The organism is Nostoc sp. JL31 (genome assembly GCF_017114965.1).
GTDB lineage: Bacteria > Cyanobacteriota > Cyanobacteriia > Cyanobacteriales > Nostocaceae > Nostoc > Nostoc punctiforme_A.
On the sequence record NZ_JABXKO010000122.1, the window covers coordinates 40548 to 61806 of the forward strand.

Below are 21259 nucleotides of genomic sequence, written 5' to 3' on the forward strand. Positions count from 1 at the left end.
GAGGTTTTGCAAGTGAGTTCAAATGTACAGGGTACACAACTAAGTATTTTGGATTTAACGAAATCTTTTGGCAATAAAACTGTTTTAAACTCGCTGAATTTAGAAGTTGAAGCAGGTGAGTTTGTCGCTATTGTCGGACGAAGTGGTTGTGGTAAAAGTACCTTATTGCGTCTTGTATCAGGATTAGATAGAGCAACTTCAGGTGGAATACTACTGGATGGAGAACCACTACATAGACTCAGCCGCTCTGTAACAGTAATGTTTCAAGATCCGCGCTTGTTGCCGTGGAAGCGCGTTATTCAGAACGTGGGGTTGGGCTTAGAAGGTAATTGGCGTGAAAAAGCTTTGTGGGTACTCAATAAAGTCGGACTCAAAGATAGAGCTGATGAGTGGCCTTATGTTTTGTCTGGAGGACAACGGCAACGGGTATCATTGGCCAGAGCGTTAGCCAGTCAGCCCCGTTTGTTGTTGCTAGATGAACCTTTGGGAGCATTGGATGCTCTAACTCGCCAAGAAATGCAGCATTTGATTGAAAACTTGTGGCAAGAGCGAAGATTTACAGCGTTTTTGGTTACTCACGATGTGGAAGAGGCTGTAGCGTTGGCAGACCGAGTGATAGTGATTGATCAAGGAAAGATTTCTATGGATTTACCTGTGAGACTTTCACGCCCGCGAGATCGAAGTAGCGAAGTGTTTATCAATATCAGAGAAGCTGTTTTAGAACGAGTAATGAGCAATGATAATACTCAGGCAAACAACCAGTTATTACAGCTGAGCAGTTGAAATTTAAGCTTTTTGTAGTCAATCAATATAAAACTTGAGGTAGCTGCGGTAAATAGGCTACTTCGAGATTAAAACTTGCTCTTAAAAAACAGCTATCTATAGCAATAAAAAATTATTAATGAACAATCAAAATATCTCTCAGGCTTGCTCTTTGCTAGTCTAGGTGATTTTTTCTATATTCACGATCTAGATAAACTAAAATATAATAATCTATATCGCTTGATTGAAAAAAATAATAAATATCTAATGATCGTCAAAAAATTAACAAAGTATGATGCAGAAGATTATAGACAGATCAGATTAGAAGCTTTAGATAAAAATCCAGATTCATTTGGCACAACCTATCAAGAAGAAGCAATTAAGACGATAGAACAATTTCGGGCTAGAATTCCAGTAGATAATAATAACTTTATTTTGGGATGTTTTGAGGATAAAAATTTAATTGGAATAGTCGCATTTCAGCAAGAATCAAGAATCAAACTCCGGCATAAAGCATATATTAGTAGCATGTATGTTCAACAAGAGTATAGGGGAAAAGGTGTAGGTAAATTATTACTAAATGAATTAATTGAAAGAGCAAAAACTATTAAATATGTAGAAATATTATTACTTGATATTGTTAAGAGTAACTTTTTAGCAAAACCACTTTATTTATCATTGGGGTTTCAAATATATGGAACAGAGAAAAGAGCGTATAAATATAATAACCAATGTTTTGATTTAGAGTTTATGTGTTTACATATTAAATAATCATCCATGAAATATTAGTAAACATCATCATAATTTGTGCCAAGAAAAAATGGCACTCATTTTTTTGTCACATATAGGCAATTTCCAGAAATAGCCTTGTAAATAAAGAAGAGGTAATCTACAATGAAGCTCATTTTGCCGCTCGATCTGGTTGCTGACATTGAGCCACATCTACCAGCCAATACACAGATTGTAGGAGTAGATGTTGAAGGAAATTTAGATGGGGATGCTAGCGATGCTGAAGTTTATTTCAGTTGGTTTTTATCGAGAAGTCCTATACTGCATAAAATACTAGAAGCAGCACCAGCACTACGTTGGCATCATGCACCAAATGCAGGGGTGAATCACATCCTGACACCAACTTATTTGCAAAGAGATATTATCCTCACAAATGGGGCTGGAGTGCATGGAATTCCGATCGCAGAATTTGTAATTACTTATATACTGGCTCATGCCAAACACCTGCCAGAATTATATGCTTTACAGGCTGAACGTCACTGGAAAAGAGGCTTTGCTATCCAAGAATTAACAGATGCAACCTTGCTAATTATTGGTGCTGGTGGTATTGGTCAAGAAATCGCCGCCCGTGCTAAACCCTTCGGCTTAAGAATTATTGGCAGTCGCCGTCATCCCCAAGAGCTAGCAAATTTTGATAAAGTAGTGGGTGCTGATGAATGGCGATCGCTCCTGCCAGAGGTAGATTATGTAGTTATTGCAACACCCTTAACTCCCGAAACCAAAGAATTTATTGATGAATCTGTATTGCGATCGCTCCCAAATCATGCCTACCTAATTAATATTGCTCGCGGTGGCGTAGTCGATGAATCAGCATTAATAAAAGCGCTCACAGAAGGTTGGATTGCAGGTGCAGCATTAGACACAGTTAATTCCGAACCTTTACCATCAGAAAGTCCTTTGTGGTCACTCCCTAACATCTTTATTACACCTCATACTTCTGGTCATTCACCAAAGAGTAAACAGCGTTCAATAGCCCTATTTATCGACAATCTAAAGCGTTACCAAGCTGGTCAGCCGTTACGAAATGTAGTAGATAAAGAAGCAGGATACTAAACAATTAAAAATTAAAAATAAAGAGGTGCTGCCAATTGGGTTGCACAATCCAAAATCCAAATCCAAAATGGAAATAGGGAGTAGCTAATGGTGAAACTAATTTTACCCGATCATCTCATTGCAGATATAGAGCCACACCTACCATCTAATATAGATGTTGTAGAGGTGGATAGTGAAGGTAATCTCGATGGTGATGTCAGTGATGCAGAGATTTATGTCAATGGATTTTACCTGAAAACCTCTACTCTTGACAAAGTACTAACAGCAGCACCCGCGTTGCGTTGGCAACAGTCACCAAGTGCTGGCGTAAATCACATCCTCACGCCAACTTTTTTGCAAAAGGACATTATCCTCACGAATGGTGCAGGGGTTCATGCAATTCCAATTTCGGAATTTGTACTGGCATTTATGCTCTATCACGCCAAGAATCTGCGGAAATTGCAAACTTTGCAGGATGAACACACTTGGGTAAGAGGAGTGTTTCTTGAAGAACTGGCAGACGCAACTTTATTAATTCTCGGCACAGGAAATATCGGTCAAGCGATCGCATCTCGTGCCAAAGCTTTTGGAGTTACAGTTTGGGGTAGTCGCCGCCATCCCGAACCCCTACCAAATTTTGACAAAGTGGTGGGTGCTGATGAGTGGCGATCGCTCCTCCCAGCCGCAGACTATGTAGTTATTGCGACACCATTAACCCCAGAAACTAAAGGCTTGATCGATGAAACTGCATTGCATTCTATGCGTCAGTCTGCTTACCTAATTAACATTGCTCGTGGTGCGATCGTGGATGAAGCTGCATTACTCACCGCACTACGTGAGGGATGGATTGCAGGTGCTGGATTAGACACTGTTGCAACCGAACCTCTGCCGTCAGAAAGTCCCTTATGGTCGCTACCGAATGCTTTTATCACTCCCCATTGTTCAGCCTTGTCGCCACGCCTGAGAGAGCGCATAGCACAACTATTTATCGACAATCTTCAACGCTACCAAAACGGTCAGCCCTTGCGGAATGTTGTAGATAAGCAAGCAGGATACTAAATATTGGGCAGTGGGCGTTGGGCATTGGGATGAGAGAGACAATGTGACTCCAATGAGAACTTGCAACAAGTCTTCCTCCATGCCCCATGCCCCATCCCCCATACCCATCACTTAACTTTCAGCACCGACTTCCCTAAAGATTGGCAAATAACATCATTTTGCGGCGTATGTATACGGCTGCACAAAACGTCACGGTAGTGACGCTCTAAAGGATTTCTTTTTAATAAACCAGGATTGCCAGTTAGTTCTAAGGCAATTTCTACAGAACGAATCGAGTTGGTTGTGGTGAGGTATTTAACAGCCTGTGCCTGTAATCCTACGTTAGGCTCATATTCGCCCTTGTCAATATCTTGAGCCAAACTATAAATCAATCTATTATTAGCAAACAGCAGTGCTTCTATCTCACCCACGGCTGTTTGGAAGCGTGGCAGAGTTGCCAGTGGCTCTTGGAGATTAGAAGGCGATCGCTCCCAAAGATATTTAACAAGCCAGTCTCGCGCACTACTCGCAACACCGAGATATAAGGCACTTACTGTCAAACTGCCCCAAGTGGAAATCAGTGGATCAAAAGATGGCGCAGCAGATATGGGATTGATATTTAGAGCATACTCTGAAGGAATTAATACATTCTCTAAAATGAGATCATGGCTGCCCGTAGCTCTCATCCCCAAATGATCCCAGGTTTCGACAATTCGCAAACCTGGCAGATCGCGCGGAACTAGAAAATTCCCAACTTGTGGTTCATCTTCAGTTGTCCGTGCCCAAACAACAAAATAGCTGAGGATAGGACTGCCTGTGGTGTATTGCTTATGTCCTGTTAAACGCCAGCCCTCTGCTGTTCGTTCGGCAATTGTCGCTGGCAATCCGCCTCTCGCTGGCGTTCCTAGCTCTGGTTCAACACGGGCAGCATTCAGCAGGGCAATGCCTTCAATTGATTCACGACACAGCCGCTTATATACTTCTGGATGCCAGCGACGGCTACGGGCTGCATGAGCATGTTGAAGATAGTGCATTGTCAGTACTAATGCGGTCGAAGCATCGCCACGTGCTATCCCTTCAATTACCCGGCAGATAATTGCCAACCCCAAATCCCGGCCACCGAATTCAAGTGGAATGGTGAGGTTGAGCAATCCTGCTTCATGCAAAGCTGTAAAATTCTCGAAAGGAAAGGAAGCATCTCTATCGTGTACCCCTGCACGGGTGGCAAAATCTTTGGCCAGAGCCTCAACTCGGTCGAAAATATTGGGGAGAGTTTCTAAGCCTTGCGCTACAAAGGTGTCTGGCACTGCTTGCTCCAACTGTGACATAAATACTCCTTCGTAATTCACTGTACTACTAAATCAGAGATGTTTTTCAATATGGAAGCATCTCAAGTTTGCAGGAACATCAATTTTTCGCACGATACCAGTCTCCCTCAATCCCCAATCCTCATTGCCCTAACTGTATTACTTCTAGCGCTTGTGAAAATACTACTTAAAATCGACCGAGATTTAGTAATTATTATTTCTGTAATTATGACACAAACTACTTTCATAGAGCAAGCCAAGCAGAGAATTCAGCGATCGCCCCACAACTTAGGAACTGAATTCCCTACTGGTCTTTTAAGCTAATCGTCATTCAAATTAAATCTCCGCATTTGGAACTAAGCACGAAGAAACAAGCGTTTAAATATTCTCTGTTGAGAGTAATATAAAGATCCCTAGATAACACAGGGATAATTTCCTCATCAAGTAGATTTTCCAATGGATAAATATACAGCAACAACATTGGCGATCGCAACTAAGGTGATATTAGTTGCTTTTATAGCGGTTCCTCTGCAACTGAGGTATAACTAGACTTCATAGATAAATTTTTTCAACTTTGAGGATGTACTTTATTTGATTGAGAACCGCTATGGATGATTTCCTATATTTAACCAAATCTATGGTGTCACAATTTCGTCAGGGCACTGGCTCTATAACCACCATTCAATTTATCCATTTATTACTTGACTTGATCGCATCGCAATCTTAGGTTTTAAAAGATGAATTTACTACTTATTGTCATTTTTTTAACTATAGACTCATTTAAACATGATGGTTATTTCTCAACTTCTATCAAGCTGTAATATGTATTACTGCTATACCCTTGATGGGAAAAATGCTAAGATTGCCGTATTTAACTAGTGTGTGTGCCCGATCACAACATTAACGTGTTTTACCTCACAGCTAATTTAAACAACTTAAATATCACCTTTGAGCAAACAATAGTCGCCGTTATGACTAGCATCATGTTATGCCGCCTCGCTATTTAAAGATTTAATGTATAAATGGTTGTGAAATATATTTTTTTTGTTAATTATCATCTATTAGGTGACTTGTCAGAAAATTTACATTAAGAAACTACTAAAATATCTAAATTTAAGAGCTAAGGAGTGTAAGCTAATTGTGTAAATATCATGTTTGTATGTAAATATGATGATGTTCGCAGTCTCTTTTGCTCACTTGCATTTATTACACTAGAGGAGGTATAATACAAACGTTAAATAACTTGCTAGATGCTACCTTAAAGATACTAAGCAGTGCTAAGAAAAGATCCATTCTGGAATCTTAAAGCCAACTTAAGCAATATTTGTTTAAGTGGAGTTTTGCTTAATGGGTAAAATACTACTTAAACGAAAATTACGATGTGCTTTTATAGCTTTACAGTTTTTATAGTCTTCTGTTTCCTGTAGCCTACTCAAAATCCTCTTTTGTTCCAGGTTGCACGATAAGGATGAAGCTATCCCGGAGACTATCCCCTAGACTCACAAAGCACTAGGGAATATGCCGGAACCTAATTGCACATTGTATAAATTTCTGATTAACACTACAACGTTAGTCAGATTTGTAGTTGTGGTTTTTTTGCTGTCAGGCTTTGATCACACAACTGCAATGAATTATGTTTTTCCACAATTTACGACTCAATGCAATTTCTAACTACAATTATGTCACACCATTTAAGTCAAGACAAGGCTGTTAACAAGTTAGGAATGTCTGAAAACATTCTTTTAAGAATTCTTCCGATTCAAGTCTTATTCAAGAGGATGAAAGCTAACTTTCAGCCATAACATTGTTCCGAACTAGAAAAAACTTCGAGAGTTTGTGATTGATTGAGAAATGAAATACTTTGAATAGCTATTGCTGCATATAGCAAATTATGCTCCAAAAATAATTCCTCTTAATCATTACTTACAAGCACTGCTGATTGCAAAAATAAGCAATCCTTATTTGTGTGGAGTCATCAATGCAGTTAGTTGCTGTTGAAGCTAAATGTCGGTAAACAAAGCTCTAGCTAGATATTATGGCATTTACACTAGTTATTGCCACATCGAGAACTTACTGCAACAAGTAGATTGTCCACTCAAGAAAAATACCTTGCATATAAAAGATAGATGCTTTACTAGCAGACTATTTCTCTTCTAAACTCTACTCTAGTCAAGCTTAGAGTTTCCTCGGTGAAAATACGGGATTAAATAATATTTTTAATGAAGTTTTGAATTGGATTTCGACTGATAACTAACTAAATTTTTTTGTGGAGATTAAAAAATGCCACCAGTGCTTTCTGAGCAACATGTGGGTGAAAGAATTTTGTACACCTTGGGTACAAAACTTTCAGAAAAAGAATTAGAGAACTTCTTGGCAGAAATGGAGATTGTGGAGCCACCATCAGCAAAGCAATTCTGGCAATCTGCACAAACGAATCTTGGTATATACATTATTCTTACAGGTAAAATCCGACTATTAGATAGCTCTGAGAATTTAATTACTACCTTTGGTGCATGGTCTGTTTTTGGTGAATTGACCTTGTTTCCCGAAGCTAACTTTAGTCCTTATGCAGTTAGAGCTTCGACAAGCTTGAAACTTGGCTACTTCAGGCAAGAAGCATTGCAAAAGTTGATAGACAAGTATCCTAACATTCGCGATCGCCTATTTGCCCGTGCAGAACTTTGGGATTTGTTGTTGTTATGTCGCCAATTATCACAATTCCCACGCCATACATCACAAGTTTCAGGAATGCTCAAAGCCTTATCTTTGTTTGAGCGACACCAGTTAGAAACTGGCTCTGTAAGTCCACAAATATCCCAAGATTCACAGTTGTGGCTATTGTACAAAGGTCAGCTGCGGCATTCTGAAGGCCATTCTTTGACACCAGGTACAATCTTTGCTCAACCAAAACAAGGAGATTGGCAAACAACGCAACCAACGATTGCTTACATTCTGAAAAACGACCAGATGCAAACAGCACTAGAATACTTCCCGGAGTTGGGGGAGTGGGCTTTTGCCATGAGCGTCAGCGGAACGGGATTGGAGGCTGAGGACTGGGGACTGGGTACTAAAGAAAAAACTTTTCAATCTCCAAAATCTAAAATTATTCCTTTTCCCCAAAGAGAGAAGCAGTCACAACAACAGCCAACGAAAAAATCACGTTTTTACTTTCCCAGTCCGAAAGTACAAGTGGGGCATTGGTGGAAACGCATCACCAAGAGCTATCCCTTCTATGCCCAACAAAGTGCAGCTGATTGTGGCTCTGCTTGCTTGGTGATGATTGGTAACTATTGGGGCAAACATTTTAGTATCAATCGCCTACGGGATATGACCAATGTCACTCGCAACGGTGCATCCCTAAAGGCTATGGCAGCAACAGCAGAATATCTGGGTTTTGCCACCCGTCCAGTGAAAGCTACTCTTGATAAATTAGCAGAACAACCTTTACCTGCAATTGCTCACTGGGAAGGTAAACACTTTATTGTTGTCTATGAAATCACCAAAAAGCGGGTGATTGTATGTGATCCGGCTCTTGGTCAACGCAGTCTGACAAAAGCTGAATTTCAAGCAGGTTGGACTGGTTATGCATTGTTACTACAACCTACAGCTCTACTAAAAAGTGCTAAGGACGAAAGTAGAAGCTTCTGGAAATTTTTTGAGTTAGTCAAACCTCACTATCGAACACTGCTAGAAATTTTCATAGCTTCGATAGTCATTCAATTATTTGGATTAGTAACGCCAGTATTTACTCAGTTGTTGCTCGACAGAGTACTTGTGCAACGCAGTGTTCCAACCTTAAACGCCATTGGTTTGGGAATGATTGTTTTTGGGTTGTTTGGTGTTGCTGTCAACGGTGTACGGCAATATCTCTTATTTCACACTGCTAACCGCATTAGTATCGCCTTACTCGTAGGCTTCATCAAACATACGTTCCGTTTACCCCTTGCTTATTTCGAGTCGCGTTTCGTTGGAGATATAATCTCGCGCATCCAAGAAAACCAGAAAATTCAGCACTTCCTGACTGGTCAGACACTCTCCATTGTGTTGGATATGCTGACATTAGTGGTTTATCTGGCTTTGATGTTCTCCTATAGCTGGCGAATGGCATTATTCGTGCTGTGTACTGTACCGCCATTTTTTATCTTGGCGCTGGCCAGCACAAGTATCTTGCGCCGCATCTCCAGAGATATTTTTAATGCAGCTACCAAAGAACAAAGCTATCTCATAGAATCCCTAAGCGGAATTCGTACCGTCCGTTCATTAGCAATTGAACAGACAGTACGTTGGCGCTGGGAGGAACTGCTGAATGATTTAATCAAAAAAGATTTTAATGCCCAAATAATTGACAATCGCTTGCAAATTATCAGTGGCGTCATCCACACCTTTGTAAATACTTCATTGCTGTGGTATGGAGCGACCCAGGTAATTAATGGCGAACTAACTATTGGACAATTAGTTGCTTTCAATATGTTGGTGGGTAACGTCTTGAGTCCTTTCCAGAGACTGGCTTTGCTGTGGAATGAATTACAGGAAATCGTGATTTCTACCGAACGCATTAATGATGTGTTGGAGGCGGAACCAGAAGAAGACTTAGAAACTAAACCCCGCAAATCGTTGGGTAAACTCCGCGGTAACATTTGTTTTCAGAATGTTACCTTTCGTTATCACCCAGAAAGTGACACTAACGTATTAGAAAATCTCAACTTTGAAATTAAGCCGGAACAGATGGTTGCAGTCGTAGGGCGCAGCGGTTCTGGAAAAACAACTCTCAGTAAATTGATTTTGGGTTTATACCCACCGACAGATGGGAAAATACTCATTGATGGTAATGATATCACCAGTGTATCTATGCGATCGCTCCGTTCCCAAATCGGCGTTGTAGACCAAGATACTTTTCTGTTTGGTGGAACTGTTCGCGAAAACATTGCGATCGCTAATCCAAATGCTTCTTTAGAAGAAATTATCCAAGCAGCAAAATATGCTGGAGCCGATGAATTTATTCAAAAATTACCGATAGGTTACGAATCAGAAATTGGTGAAAGCGGCGGAATGCTTTCTGGTGGACAGCGCCAACGCCTAGCAATTGCTCGTGCTTTGCTTGGAAATCCTCGGTTATTACTGTTTGATGAAGCCACTAGTCACCTAGATTCAGAATCAGAACGGATTATTCAAAACAACCTCAAAACAATTCTTAAAGGACGCACAAGTGTAATTATTGCCCATCGCCTCTCTACAGTCCGCAACGCGGACTTAATCCTGGTTTTAGATCAAGGTATTTTGGTAGAAAGCGGTACCCACGACGAATTAATCGCTAAAAAAGGTCATTATTACTACCTGAATCAACAACAGATGTCTCAAGTTAGTTGATGGGGCATTGGGCAGTCTTTTTATTCTCGACGAGACTCTGCGTAAACAATTTTGAATTTTGAATTTTGAATTGATTTCTCCCGCACTACCCATCTACTGTTATTGGAAATAAAACCATGCCACATCCCAATAGATCGTCCCCACTTCCCCCAGATGAGCAAGATAAATATCAAGATTACAAACAGCAAGAGGAATCGGTATTTGACGAGCAGACAGAGGCAGAAAATGAAAGTCAAGATTTGTACTACGGTACAGAAAAACTACTCAATGCCTTACCTCGAATTTGGACTCGTGGTTTGTTGTATACGCTCATCGGCTTTGCTGGTCTATTCTTGCCTTGGGCAACCCTCTCGAAAGTCGATGAAACTGGTAGCGCCAGAGGGCGTATAGAACCTAAAGGCGCAACTCAAAAATTAGACGCTCAAGCTGCTGGAAGTGTCAAAGCAGTTACGGTCAAAGAAGGAGATATAGTTAGAGCCGGCCAGGTTTTACTGGAACTGGATTCTGAGTTGCTGCAAACGGAACTGCAACAAGTCCAGAGCAAATTGCAAGGGCTACAAAATAGGCAATCCCAACTGGAACTGCTGAAAAATCAACTCTTAATGTCAACGAGTCTTTTAGAACAACAAAATAAATCCCAAGAATTAGAAAAAATGGCTCAACTTAACCAGGTGCAGCAAAACCTGGATGCCAAACTGAGTAGCTATAACCTGCAAAAGTTAGAAAAGCAATCATTAGTTAAACAAGCAGAGGAGCAAATTTCCACCAGTCGTGACGATTGGGAATCGGCTAAAAAACTTTTGAGTATAAATTCTAAGCAAACTGAACGTTATAGCCAACTTGTTGACAAGAAGGTAGTTGCTGAAATCCAATTAGAGGAAAGCAAAAAACAAGAGCAAGAAAGCCAACGAGTTTATAACAAGTCTCTATCAGATATTAAACAAGCCGAATTGCGTTTGGCCCAAGAGGTAAATAATTATCAAGTAACTATCAAAACCTTGGAGTCTGATATCAAACAAGCAAAACTCCGACTGCAAGAAGAACAAAGTAGTTATAAAAGTGCCGTGCAAGCCGGACAACTAGCTGTAATGAAAAATCAGGAGCAGCTAAAAGATATACAGGCACAAATAACAGCAACGCAATCAGAAATCGCTCAGACTAAAAGCCAGCTTATATCTACAAGATTGCAAATTCAGCAGCGCGTGGTGCGATCGCCAATTAATGGGGTGATTTTTGAATTACCCACCACGAAACCAGGAGCAGTGGTACAAATCGGTCAAAGGATTGCCCAAATTGCACCCACGAAAACAGACTTCGTACTCAGAGCAAATATGCCTAATCAGGATAGCGGTTTCTTGAAGTTAGGAATGCCAGTAAAAGTCAAGTTTGATGCCTATCCTTTCCAAGAGTATGGCATCGTGCAAGGAAAAGTTACTTGGATCTCGCCTGACTCGAAAGTTAGCCAAACACCCCAAGGCAACATCGAAACCTATGAATTAGAAATCACCTTAGACCAGCAGTATGTCCAAAATGGCAACAAACGTATTCCATTAGGTGCGGGTCAGACAGCAAATGCTGAAGTCATCATTCGTCAACGGCGAGTAATTGACTTTGTTCTAGATCCGTTCAAAAAACTGAAAAAGGGCGGTTTGGAGATGTAGTTAAAGGTATCGGAATCAGGAAATAGGACAAGGGAGATTGGAGAAATAATATAATGCCCCATGCGCACTTGCCCTCAGCAAAGCCAAAGCGATGCCCAATCCCAATCCGCTTAATTAATTGGAGATATCATGTTATGCCCCACAATCTGACTATTTCCACCTCAGATATCATTCACAGTCTTAAACTCTCCTGTCAGATACCTGCTGTTGTGGAAGCGATCGCATCGCAAAGTATTATTGCCGAAGCAGCTCAAGCGGCAGGAATTACAGTCACGCCAGAAGAACTACAGCAAGAAGGAGATAACTTAAGGTTCGCCAAGAAGCTTGTCAAAGCTAAAGACACCTGGTCATGGCTAGAAAAACACCACCTCTCTGTGGTTCAGTTTGAAGAATTAGCCTATAACAACGTCCTTTCGCGGAAGTTAGCGAATCATCTATTTTCCAATCAACTGGAAAAGCACTTTTACGAACATCAGCTAGATTATATCGCCGCCGTTACCTACGAAGTTGTCTTCGAGGATCGAGACTTGGCTTTAGAGCTTTTTTATGCCCTAGAAGAAGGCGAAATCAGTTTTCCAGACATTGCTCGTCTATATATCTCAGAACCAGAAGCCCGTCGTGCTTATGGATACAGAGGACTCCGATACCGCAAAGATTTTCGTCCAGAGATTGCAGCTGCTGTCTTTGCTGCTGCACCACCAGAAGCTCTCAAACCGATAACGACTCCCAAGGGAGTGTATTTAATTTGGGTGGAAGAAGTCATTCAACCCAAATTAGATGAACAGTTGCGCCAAAAAATCATTACAGAATCCTTCTCTGATTGGTTAAAGCAACAAATCAACGCGATGAAAATAGTTACTCAAATAGACTCAGACGGTTCACAAGAGGAATTAAAAGATATGTTATTCACCAAGACTAAATAATTTAGGAAATTTAAAATGTTTTTGTCGCTAAGTATCTACTCTAACTTAGGATAAATTCCTCTAGTATCCAAAAATGTTGCAGATACAGTTTTGATCTACTTTAAAACTTAATCGCTTTTCTTTTTTAGTGTTTTGTGAATACATCTACAAAGTGCTTTTTTTGCGTTATTTAAAAATTAAATTAAATCGTTATAACTCTTGCTAGGCAGCAATTATTTTCATTTCTGCCTAAATTTTTCATGCAGTTTTTTCTAACTTTAAATAGGACTACATAATAATGATTTTCAAACATAAATACATTAGTTTTTCAAATCATAAATTCTTCCGAAAAGCATTGACTTTTTGGAAGAATAAAGTATATTAGATGTATAGCCAAATGAAACAAGTTGGTTACACCAAATATTCCCAACAATAGTTACAAAAATTAGGAGAACTCAAATGATCATTTCTGATCTGAACTACTTGGAAAATACCTCAGAAGAAATTATTGGTGGTGGTAACAGCAAGCCAGTAATAATAGTAATCAAACCCATCAAGCCTGTTAAATACACCAACTTTGCACAAGCAGTAGCAAATGCTTCTGCAACCGGCGGCGTCAACAATTCAGCTTTCACCGAAACTAACGCTACCACCACTAAGAATAGTGCTACTGCTTCGTCAGTAAGCATAGCTTCTACTTCTTACAAGTAGTAATAATTAAACTCTACTCACAAAAAGTATTAACTTCTGCAAGTAGAGTTAGGCTCGAAAGCTTAGTATATTGATAAATTGCCGAAGGCTCTTTGCTCATTTGAGCCTTCGGCTTTTACCAAAAATACATCTTTTGGTCTTAAATAACTGTTTTCGCAATAAAATTTTACAACTTACAACATTTAATCCTCAGCGCAGTTTGCAGTCTGTGTTGTTTGCCCGCCCTGAATTAAAATTCTGGGCTAATAGTCATAAGAGGAACACTTTACCGTGACCTTAAGCTTCTCGTAGACCCCCGAAAGGTAGAGAAGAGTAAAATTACTTTTAATTAAGTTTGGGAAGTAATCAAGCAGACATGATATAAATCGGTATCAGTTATAAGTTTCAAAAGCTTGAGTTCCTTGCAGATATAGGAACAAAAGACATTTTAACTAAAAAAGATTGTATAAATTATAGCCCATAAATAAAAGGATATAAGCTCCTAAATTTATTTATGCAGATTCTTAATTTTGAATTTGGAGCAAAGCGACGTGACCACAATTCCTGATGCTCTCCAACTCGCAAGTCAATATCACCAAACCAAGCGCTTCGCCCAAGCCGAAGAGATTTATCGTCAAATTATAGATGTAGATCCCAAGCAGTCAGAGGCATTCTATGGATTAGGTCTGCTGGCGCAGCAACGGGGACAATATCAAAATGCAGAACAATTTTTTCAAGCAGCCTTGCAATTACAGCCAGAAGTAGGGGCAATATACAACAGCTTGGGGTTTACTCTGCAACAACAGGGTAAGCTAGAAGAAGCGATCACCTGTTATGAAAAAGCACTGGAAATTCTCCCTGAGAGCATAGAAGTGCAAATCAATATTAGCAATATTCTCCACATTCAAGGAAAGCTGTCACCAGAAGAACAAGTCCACTACGCAGAGTTGAATGAGCAGTTTGGTTTAAATAGGCAAGAGGCAGGCGATTTCAAGATAGCAGAGTTATATTATCGCCAAGCTATTGCATTGCAGCCAGATTTAGTATCATCTCATACTAATTTAGGAGAGGTACTCCAAAATCAAGGACGATTCAATGATGCTATCGATTCTTACCAACAAGCACTAAAAATTAAACCAGACTATCATCACGCCTATCATAACTTAGGGTATCTTTTCCAGGGAAAAGGAAGATTTGCAGAAGCAATAGAAGCTTACGAAAAAGCTTTAAGCATTCAACCTGATTTGGCAACCACCTACAACAATTTGGGAAACATTCTCAGGCAACAGAATAGATTTGATGTTGCCATAGAAACCTTTCAAAAAGCTATTAAAATTCGCTCTGATATTGATTACATCTATTGCAACTTAGGAATAGCATTTATAGATATTAACAACACAGAAGCAGCAGTCCAAGCATTTGAGCAAGCTGTCAAGGTAACGCCAAACTATGATATGGCTAAATTTGGTGCTTGTATCTGCCAACTACCAATTATCTATTCTAGTGTTGATGAAATTGCATTTAGGCGAAATCAGTATCAACAGCATTTGCAAAATTTAGCTAAATATTATGAATTAACCGATCGGGAAGAACGGGCAAAAGCATCTGAGGCTGTGGGAGCATTTCAACCTTTTTATTTGACATATCAAGGCTTAAATGACCGAGATTTACAGCGAACTTATGGGGAAATGATTTTCCAGATTATGTCGAGTTGCTATCCTCAAGATAGCCAGCCGCTTGTTTTGCCAGATTTAGATAAAAATCAAAAGGTTCGTATTGGTATCGTTTCTGGATTTTTATCTAGTCATTCTAATTGGAAAATCCCGATTAAAGGTTGGGTAGAAAATATAGATCGAAGTGAATTTGAATTATTTGGTTATTACACTGGGGGCAAAACAGATAATTCAACAGTTAGTGCCGCCAAGGCTTTTGATAAATTGGTTCAAGGTGTTCGTTCAGTTGAACAATGGTGTGAGGTAATAACAAAAGATAAATTACATATCCTGATTTTCCCAGAATTTGGGATGGACTCAATGACGCTCAAACTGGGTTGTCTGAGATTAGCGCCAATTCAAATGACATCTTGGGGACACCCTGAAACGAGTGGACTCCCGACAATTGACTATTACTTGAGCAGTGATTTAATGGAACCAGAAAATGCTCAAGAACATTATACAGAAAAATTAGTTAGATTACCCAATCTATCTATTTATTACATACCTTTATCAATTCAACCCGAAGAAATTAAGAAACAAGATATAGGTTTAAAAGAGGATGATATTTTCTTTTGGTGTTGTCAGTCATTATATAAATATTTGCCTAATCATGATGATGTTTTTCCCTCTATTGCTAAAGAGTTAGGAAATGCTAAGTTTGTATTTATTAAAAATTCAAGTGAAGAGACTACAGAAGTATTTCGCCAGCGCTTAAACCATGCTTTTGCAGCATTAGGGTTAGATTATCAAAATCATTGTTTATTTTTGTCTGAACTTAATAATAGAAAGTTTGCTGGGACTACAGCCTTAGCAGATGTCTTCTTAGATAGTATTGGTTGGTCTGGATGTAACTCCACACTCGAATCTATTGCTCATAATATTCCGGTTGTCACTTTACCAGGAGAATTGATGCGGGGACGGCATTCTCTGGCAATTTTGCAGATGATGGGTATAGAAGAGACGATCGCTTCAAATAAATCAGAATACGTCCAAATTGCCATCCGTCTGGGGAAAGATGCTAAATATCGGCAATATATTTCCCAGCAAGTTGCAGAAAATAAACATAAATTATATGGCGATTTAAAGCCAGTCAGAGCGCTGGAAGATTTTATTTTGCAGCTGGTTAATAAACCAAGACAATTTAACGCCGAAGAAGTTGCTGAACTCTTTCAACTTGCACTTCAAGATCATCGAGCTAATCGCCTAGACACAGCCGAACAGCTATATCGTCAGGTGATAGAAAAACAACCAGACTATTCAGAAGCATTATACGGTTTAGGGATGCTGGCACAGCAGAAAGGTGAGTTGCAGGAAGCTCAGAAGCATTTGAGTGCAGCTTCGCAAGTTCAGCCTAACTCTGTGAAAATTTGGTTTAGTTTAGGCAATTTGCTCCAAGGCCAAGGACAGTTACCAGAAGCTGAAGCCGCTTACCGAAAAGCTATTGCATTGCGACCAGATGCAGGGACAATTTACAACAATTTGGGCTACACCTTGCAACAACAAGATAAGTGGGAGGAAGCGATCGCATCTTATCAAAAAGCTCTGGAATTTCAGCCCAACTGCATAGAAGCAGAAATCAATTTAGCGAATGCGCTGTTTGCCCAAGGGAAGCTTTCACCAGAGAAACAAGCCTATTACGCAGAATTGAATTATCAGATGGGCATTGCCCACCAAGAAGGAGCTGATTGGCAAACTGCTGTTGTTTACTATCGAACTGCGATCGCAATACAGCCTGATTTGGTAGAAGCCCATTATAACTTGGGGGTGGTACTGCAAGAACAAGGGGAGTTAAAAGAAGCGATCGCTTGCTATCAAAAAGCTTTGGAGTTCAATCCTCAACACCAGGAAGCCAATATGAAATTAGGAGAGATTTACCAAACCCAACAACAAGAATTTACACAAGTTGACTCACTAAAAGTTTCTGGCTAAACGGCTTATTTCACGCGATCGCTAATTGCCATCAATCTAAACTTAAACTTTCAAATTAAGGGGGTAAAATTTATGAGTTTGAAACGAGAGCCAGTGGTAATGACTCACTTAAGTAGTCGGACAAAAATATTTATAGTCATTGCGAGCAAAGCGAAGCAATCCCAGCCCTTGCGATTGCTTCGCTTCGCTCGCAATGACATTGTGTATCGAGAGATTTAGCTCGTAAATTAGGAGAGAATTACTCCCCGAATATTTACGCGCAAATTTGTTAACTCACAAAATAAACACAGGTTTTTTATGGCATCAAGAGTAAGTCTACAACTGACACCCCAAAAGTTACTTTCTTTCAATGGTAGAACTAATCTCAATAATAGACCCGATCCCAAGCCCGATCCTAGTCCTAATTTTGCTACCGCTGAAGGGGATGCAACTTTTTCTAACTATAGTGAAGGTGCTTCCAGCATTTTAACTGCTACCCAGGCAGATACATTAGTTAAAGGTGGCGTAACTGCTGCAATTGCTGAGGCTAAAGCAAGTTTTGATCCAACTTTTTCATCACTTTTCACTCAGTCTGCTGTCGTTGGATTAAGTGGTCAGTTTGAAGGTACTTCCAACAGCGAAGCAAAGGTACTTGCTAGTTTTGCGGTTGGTCGTAATGAAAGCTTCTCTTTTGATTTTTCAGCAAATTTAGAATTGGCAGCTAAAGAAATTGAAAATCCTGACGTTGAATATAACAAGGCTCAGTCTACAACGACTTTTTTGGTATTAGATACCACAAATCCTAACAGGGCCAGAGTTTTAGATTATTTTGGCATCCAAGGTAAATTAGTCTCCTCCGATAAAATCGGGGATCTAACATTTGGTCGTAGTCGCAATGTCACAATCGACAGTCGTGATAAAGATTCTGATATTAATGGCAATAATGGTAGTGACTTCTTGGATGGTAGTGCTGTTGGGACTTATGAACGGAATTTTAATCGCAATACCAACCTAACTATAGTCAAAATTAATACTACCTCTGTTGAATTGGCAGGAGATACTTTAATCGGCAATCTGGGTAGAGATGTTATCTATGGCACGATTCGGAAGGATAATCTGACGGGAACCAACGGGGCAGACAAACTTTATGCCAGCTTGGGGGATGATAAGCTATCTGGAAAAAAAGGTAATGATAACCTCGACGCCGGACAAGGTAATGATTCGCTAGATGGTGGCGATGGCAATGATACACTCTATGGCGGTAAAGGCAATGATACACTCTATGGTGGTAGTGGTAATGATGTCTTAGTTGGTGGCGAAGGTAATGACACGTTTACTTTCAAACGTAGCGATACCTTGTTTAAAAAAGAATTTGATGTCATTCAAGATTTCCAGGTTGGTGTTGATAAGCTTGTATTAGATGGCTGGGGAAGTCGAGGTAACATCACAGATACCAGCAGTGGCGCTCTTCTCACCTTAAATCCTTTGTCTTTCGGTAATTCTTTGTCTCTCGGTAATAATCCTCAACAAAGCATACTATTTTCAAACGTGAGTGCAAGTGATATCAGCTCGGTAATATAATTTGCTTAAAGCTAATTGCTCGTTTCATTCACTAACAGACTCTGATTTACAAGCATCTCAGTCAAAACAATCGGGCGAGTAAAAAATCTGATTGTACAAGAAAATTTCTATACCTTTTCTGGAGAGGTTTTGCCAACAGCAACCCCTATGGTGTACGCACTGAAATGACTTGAGTTAGTAATTTTTGATCGCTAGCTTCAGGCTTATTTCTCGTCCATACTGTTGATAAAATCTCTCTCTTCTCTTAATTAAATAGCCTTGCTTTATTAACAGGCGAAAACAGGTAAAATATTTTATTAATAGTTATCACCTATCTTCTGAAGTTATAGTAATCTATAACAATCTAATATCAAATTAAATATAGTTATAGATACTACATAGTTATGGATACTACGAATATTTCAGAATCTAAAGTTAAATCTCTTATTCAAATTGCGGTACAAACGCATCAGTCAGGTGATAAGGATGAAGCTAAATCGCTAGATAAAATAGAAGTAGCTGAAATCCTCGAACTAGCAGCTCAACAGCAACGAGACAATAGTTTATTGGAGGCGGAACAGCTATATAGTCAAGTTCTGCAAAAACAACCTGATAACCCTGAAGCTTTATATGGTTTAGGGATGTTGGCGCAGCAGATGGGGCAACCTCAAACGGCTGAACAATGGCTAAGTGCGGCTTCACAAGTTAAACCAGATTCTGTTAAAATGTGGTTCAGTTTAGGTAATTTGTATTTAGTTCAGGAACAGTTTTCCGAAGCAGAGAAAGCTTATCGGCAAGCTTTAGTTTTATTACCTAACTCACTACCGATTTACAACAACTTGGGCTATACTTTGCAACAACAAGGATTATTTGAAGAAGCAATTAACTATTATCAAAAAGCTCTAGAGTTAAAGCCAGACTTTATAGAAGCAGAGGCTAATTTGGGCAATGCGTTACACGCTCAAGCTAAGCTCTCCAGCAATCAACAAATGTACTATGCACAATTAAATAATCAATTGGGTGTTGTCCAGAAAAAAGCAGGGGATTTGAAAAATGCTGTTACTTGTCACAAGCAAGCGATCGCACTACAGCCAGATTTCTTAGAAGCTCATTATAACCTGGGGTTAGCGCTGCAAGAACAAGAAGAGTTTGAAGAAGCGATCGCATTATATCAAAAACTCTTGGAACTTAATCCCAACTATGGAGAAGTTTACCTGAATTTAGGCAAAATTTACCAACAGCAGAATAATTTAACAGAGGCGATCTCTGCTTATCAACAAGGGTTAAAGCTGATTAATCCACATTATGCCAAAGCATTTGCAGCTACCCAAGAAAACGAAGATGAGATATCAGCAACTCCCCTACTTCCTCAAGGAGAGGTGCAAATAGGTGAATATTACTTTCCACTAATCCCTCCAGTATCGGAAACAGAAGACAAGCGACCATTTTGGAGTGTGGTTATTCCTGCATATCAACGTCCTGACTATCTGCTAGAGTCCCTAGTCAGCGTCCTAGCTCAATGGTCAGGTATTGAGGAAATGGAAATTATTGTGATTGATGATGCAAGTACGCCACCTCTGTATCAACTAGTAAATGCGATCGGGCGAGGTATAGTACGCTATTACCGCAATCCGCAAAATCTCAGACAGCAGGGAACTTGGAATGCAGGAGTTACTAATAGTCGAGGATTGTGGATTCACTTACTTCATGATGATGACTATGTGTTGCCAGGTTTTTATACTCGCCTCAAGCAAGGTCTCGAAGGTTGTCCAGATTCCGTTGGAGCAGCTTTTACAGGTTATGAAAATATCAATGAAACAGGAGAAATTACTTTCCGCCAACAATTATACGGGACAGATAAAGGTATAGTTTCAGACTTGTTACTATATGTTGGTGTAGCAAACCCATTGAATCCACCTGCTGTTGTGATTCGTCGAACAACCTATGAACGGCTAGGTGGATATCATCCAGAATTAACCTCTACTCTTGACTGGGAACTCTATAAACGGATAGCTACCTTCTATGATTGGTGGTACGAGCCAGAAATTTTGGTTCATTATCGCGTGCATTCTCAAAGTATGAGAACCGAACTTTCCTTATCTGGAGATCGGGTAGCATCTATCCGTCGTTCTATTGAAATTTCTGAAAGCTATCTTCCAGCCGATCTTTGTGCAGGAATTACAGCACAATCACGTAAACATTACTTCATTAGTTGTTTAGCAGATACAGAAGTTCCTCTCAAGGCTGGTCATCTGACTGGCGCTTTTCGCACACTTGAAGAGATTCTCAAAATCGATCAGTCTGCTGAGTCACTAGCACAGTTATTTGCTTGGCTGAGAACAGATATTGCCACTCCTTTGAGGGATGAGATCGCCTTCAGGTTGATCTCTTTGCCTCTCAATAATTAGATAGTCAAAACCTTAACTAAATACTGGGAGTTCGCCCATTTTTTTTGAAGTTAGAGAAATTGGTAAATGACGTAGAAATAAGTTTTTTGGATAATAGCGATCGCAATCTGGGACAAACGC

At 39.8% G+C, this 21259-nt stretch carries 13 protein-coding genes; 11 read left to right on the plus strand and 2 right to left on the minus strand.

Annotated elements, in window-relative coordinates; translation table 11 throughout:
* Positions 1-12: 12 nt before the first annotated feature.
* The 4 genes from HWQ43_RS32720 to HWQ43_RS32735 all read left to right on the plus strand — a co-directional run bounded on the left by HWQ43_RS32720 (position 13) and on the right by HWQ43_RS32735 (position 3642).
* Complete coding sequence (locus HWQ43_RS32720; protein ID WP_292741379.1) at positions 13-783, plus strand: ATP-binding cassette domain-containing protein; 771 nt, start codon at positions 13-15, stop codon at positions 781-783.
* Between the two features lie 246 nt (positions 784-1029).
* Positions 1030-1533 carry a GNAT family N-acetyltransferase gene (locus tag HWQ43_RS32725; RefSeq protein ID WP_292741381.1) on the plus strand — a complete coding sequence of 168 codons (504 nt, stop codon included), beginning with the start codon at positions 1030-1032 and terminating at the stop codon, positions 1531-1533.
* A 123-nt stretch (positions 1534-1656) separates the two neighbouring features.
* The gene (locus HWQ43_RS32730; RefSeq protein ID WP_292741383.1) at positions 1657-2604 is read left to right on the plus strand and encodes a D-2-hydroxyacid dehydrogenase; all 948 of its coding nucleotides are present in this window, start codon (positions 1657-1659) and stop codon (positions 2602-2604) included.
* A gap of 87 nt (positions 2605-2691) precedes the next feature.
* The gene (locus HWQ43_RS32735) at positions 2692-3642 is read left to right on the plus strand and encodes a D-2-hydroxyacid dehydrogenase (protein ID WP_292741385.1); all 951 of its coding nucleotides are present in this window, start codon (positions 2692-2694) and stop codon (positions 3640-3642) included.
* 107 nt (positions 3643-3749) lie between these two features.
* Here HWQ43_RS32735 and HWQ43_RS32740 read toward each other — a convergent pair whose 3' ends face one another.
* Positions 3750-4949 (minus strand): acyl-CoA dehydrogenase family protein, encoded by a 1200-nt coding sequence (locus tag HWQ43_RS32740; protein WP_292741387.1) that lies wholly within the window; start codon positions 4947-4949, stop codon positions 3750-3752.
* A 153-nt stretch (positions 4950-5102) separates the two neighbouring features.
* Here HWQ43_RS32740 and HWQ43_RS32745 point away from each other — a divergent pair, with 153 nt between their 5' ends.
* The 4 genes from HWQ43_RS32745 to HWQ43_RS32760 all read left to right on the plus strand — a co-directional run bounded on the left by HWQ43_RS32745 (position 5103) and on the right by HWQ43_RS32760 (position 12879).
* Positions 5103-5252 carry a hypothetical protein gene (locus tag HWQ43_RS32745; protein ID WP_292741389.1) on the plus strand — a complete coding sequence of 50 codons (150 nt, stop codon included), beginning with the start codon at positions 5103-5105 and terminating at the stop codon, positions 5250-5252.
* A gap of 1956 nt (positions 5253-7208) precedes the next feature.
* Entirely contained in the window at positions 7209-10295 is a 3087-nt protein-coding gene (locus HWQ43_RS32750) for a peptidase domain-containing ABC transporter (RefSeq protein ID WP_292741391.1), read from the plus strand.
* Positions 10296-10411: 116 nt separating this feature from the next.
* Positions 10412-11956, plus strand: a complete 1545-nt coding sequence (locus HWQ43_RS32755; protein ID WP_292741393.1) for an HlyD family efflux transporter periplasmic adaptor subunit — start codon at positions 10412-10414, stop codon at positions 11954-11956.
* A gap of 134 nt (positions 11957-12090) precedes the next feature.
* Entirely contained in the window at positions 12091-12879 is a 789-nt protein-coding gene (locus HWQ43_RS32760; protein ID WP_292741395.1) for a peptidylprolyl isomerase, read from the plus strand.
* 458 nt (positions 12880-13337) lie between these two features.
* Here HWQ43_RS32760 and HWQ43_RS32765 read toward each other — a convergent pair whose 3' ends face one another.
* Positions 13338-13547, minus strand: a complete 210-nt coding sequence (locus HWQ43_RS32765; RefSeq protein WP_292741397.1) for a hypothetical protein — start codon at positions 13545-13547, stop codon at positions 13338-13340.
* Between the two features lie 552 nt (positions 13548-14099).
* Here HWQ43_RS32765 and HWQ43_RS32770 point away from each other — a divergent pair.
* The 3 genes from HWQ43_RS32770 (at position 14100) to HWQ43_RS32780 (ending at position 21139) form a co-directional block, all read left to right on the plus strand.
* Positions 14100-17192, plus strand: coding sequence for a tetratricopeptide repeat protein (locus tag HWQ43_RS32770; protein WP_292741399.1), 3093 nt, complete (start codon positions 14100-14102; stop codon positions 17190-17192).
* A gap of 297 nt (positions 17193-17489) precedes the next feature.
* Entirely contained in the window at positions 17490-18752 is a 1263-nt protein-coding gene (locus HWQ43_RS32775) for a calcium-binding protein (RefSeq protein ID WP_292741401.1), read from the plus strand.
* 383 nt (positions 18753-19135) lie between these two features.
* The gene (locus HWQ43_RS32780) at positions 19136-21139 is read left to right on the plus strand and encodes a tetratricopeptide repeat protein (protein ID WP_292741403.1); all 2004 of its coding nucleotides are present in this window, start codon (positions 19136-19138) and stop codon (positions 21137-21139) included.
* The last annotated feature ends 120 nt before the right edge of the window (positions 21140-21259 follow it).

Coding starts and splice junctions, on each gene's coding strand:
- HWQ43_RS32755 (WP_292741393.1), top strand. CDS start 10,412: ATGCCACATCCCAATAGATCGTCCCCACTTCCCCCAGATGAGCAAGAT.
- HWQ43_RS32760 (WP_292741395.1), top strand. CDS start 12,091: ATGCCCCACAATCTGACTATTTCCACCTCAGATATCATTCACAGTCTT.
- HWQ43_RS32765 (WP_292741397.1), bottom strand. CDS start 13,547: ATGCTTACTGACGAAGCAGTAGCACTATTCTTAGTGGTGGTAGCGTTA.
- HWQ43_RS32750 (WP_292741391.1), top strand. CDS start 7,209: ATGCCACCAGTGCTTTCTGAGCAACATGTGGGTGAAAGAATTTTGTAC.
- HWQ43_RS32740 (WP_292741387.1), bottom strand. CDS start 4,949: ATGTCACAGTTGGAGCAAGCAGTGCCAGACACCTTTGTAGCGCAAGGC.
- HWQ43_RS32735 (WP_292741385.1), top strand. CDS start 2,692: ATGGTGAAACTAATTTTACCCGATCATCTCATTGCAGATATAGAGCCA.
- HWQ43_RS32725 (WP_292741381.1), top strand. CDS start 1,030: ATGATCGTCAAAAAATTAACAAAGTATGATGCAGAAGATTATAGACAG.
- HWQ43_RS32775 (WP_292741401.1), top strand. CDS start 17,490: ATGGCATCAAGAGTAAGTCTACAACTGACACCCCAAAAGTTACTTTCT.
- HWQ43_RS32730 (WP_292741383.1), top strand. CDS start 1,657: ATGAAGCTCATTTTGCCGCTCGATCTGGTTGCTGACATTGAGCCACAT.
- HWQ43_RS32780 (WP_292741403.1), top strand. CDS start 19,136: ATGGATACTACGAATATTTCAGAATCTAAAGTTAAATCTCTTATTCAA.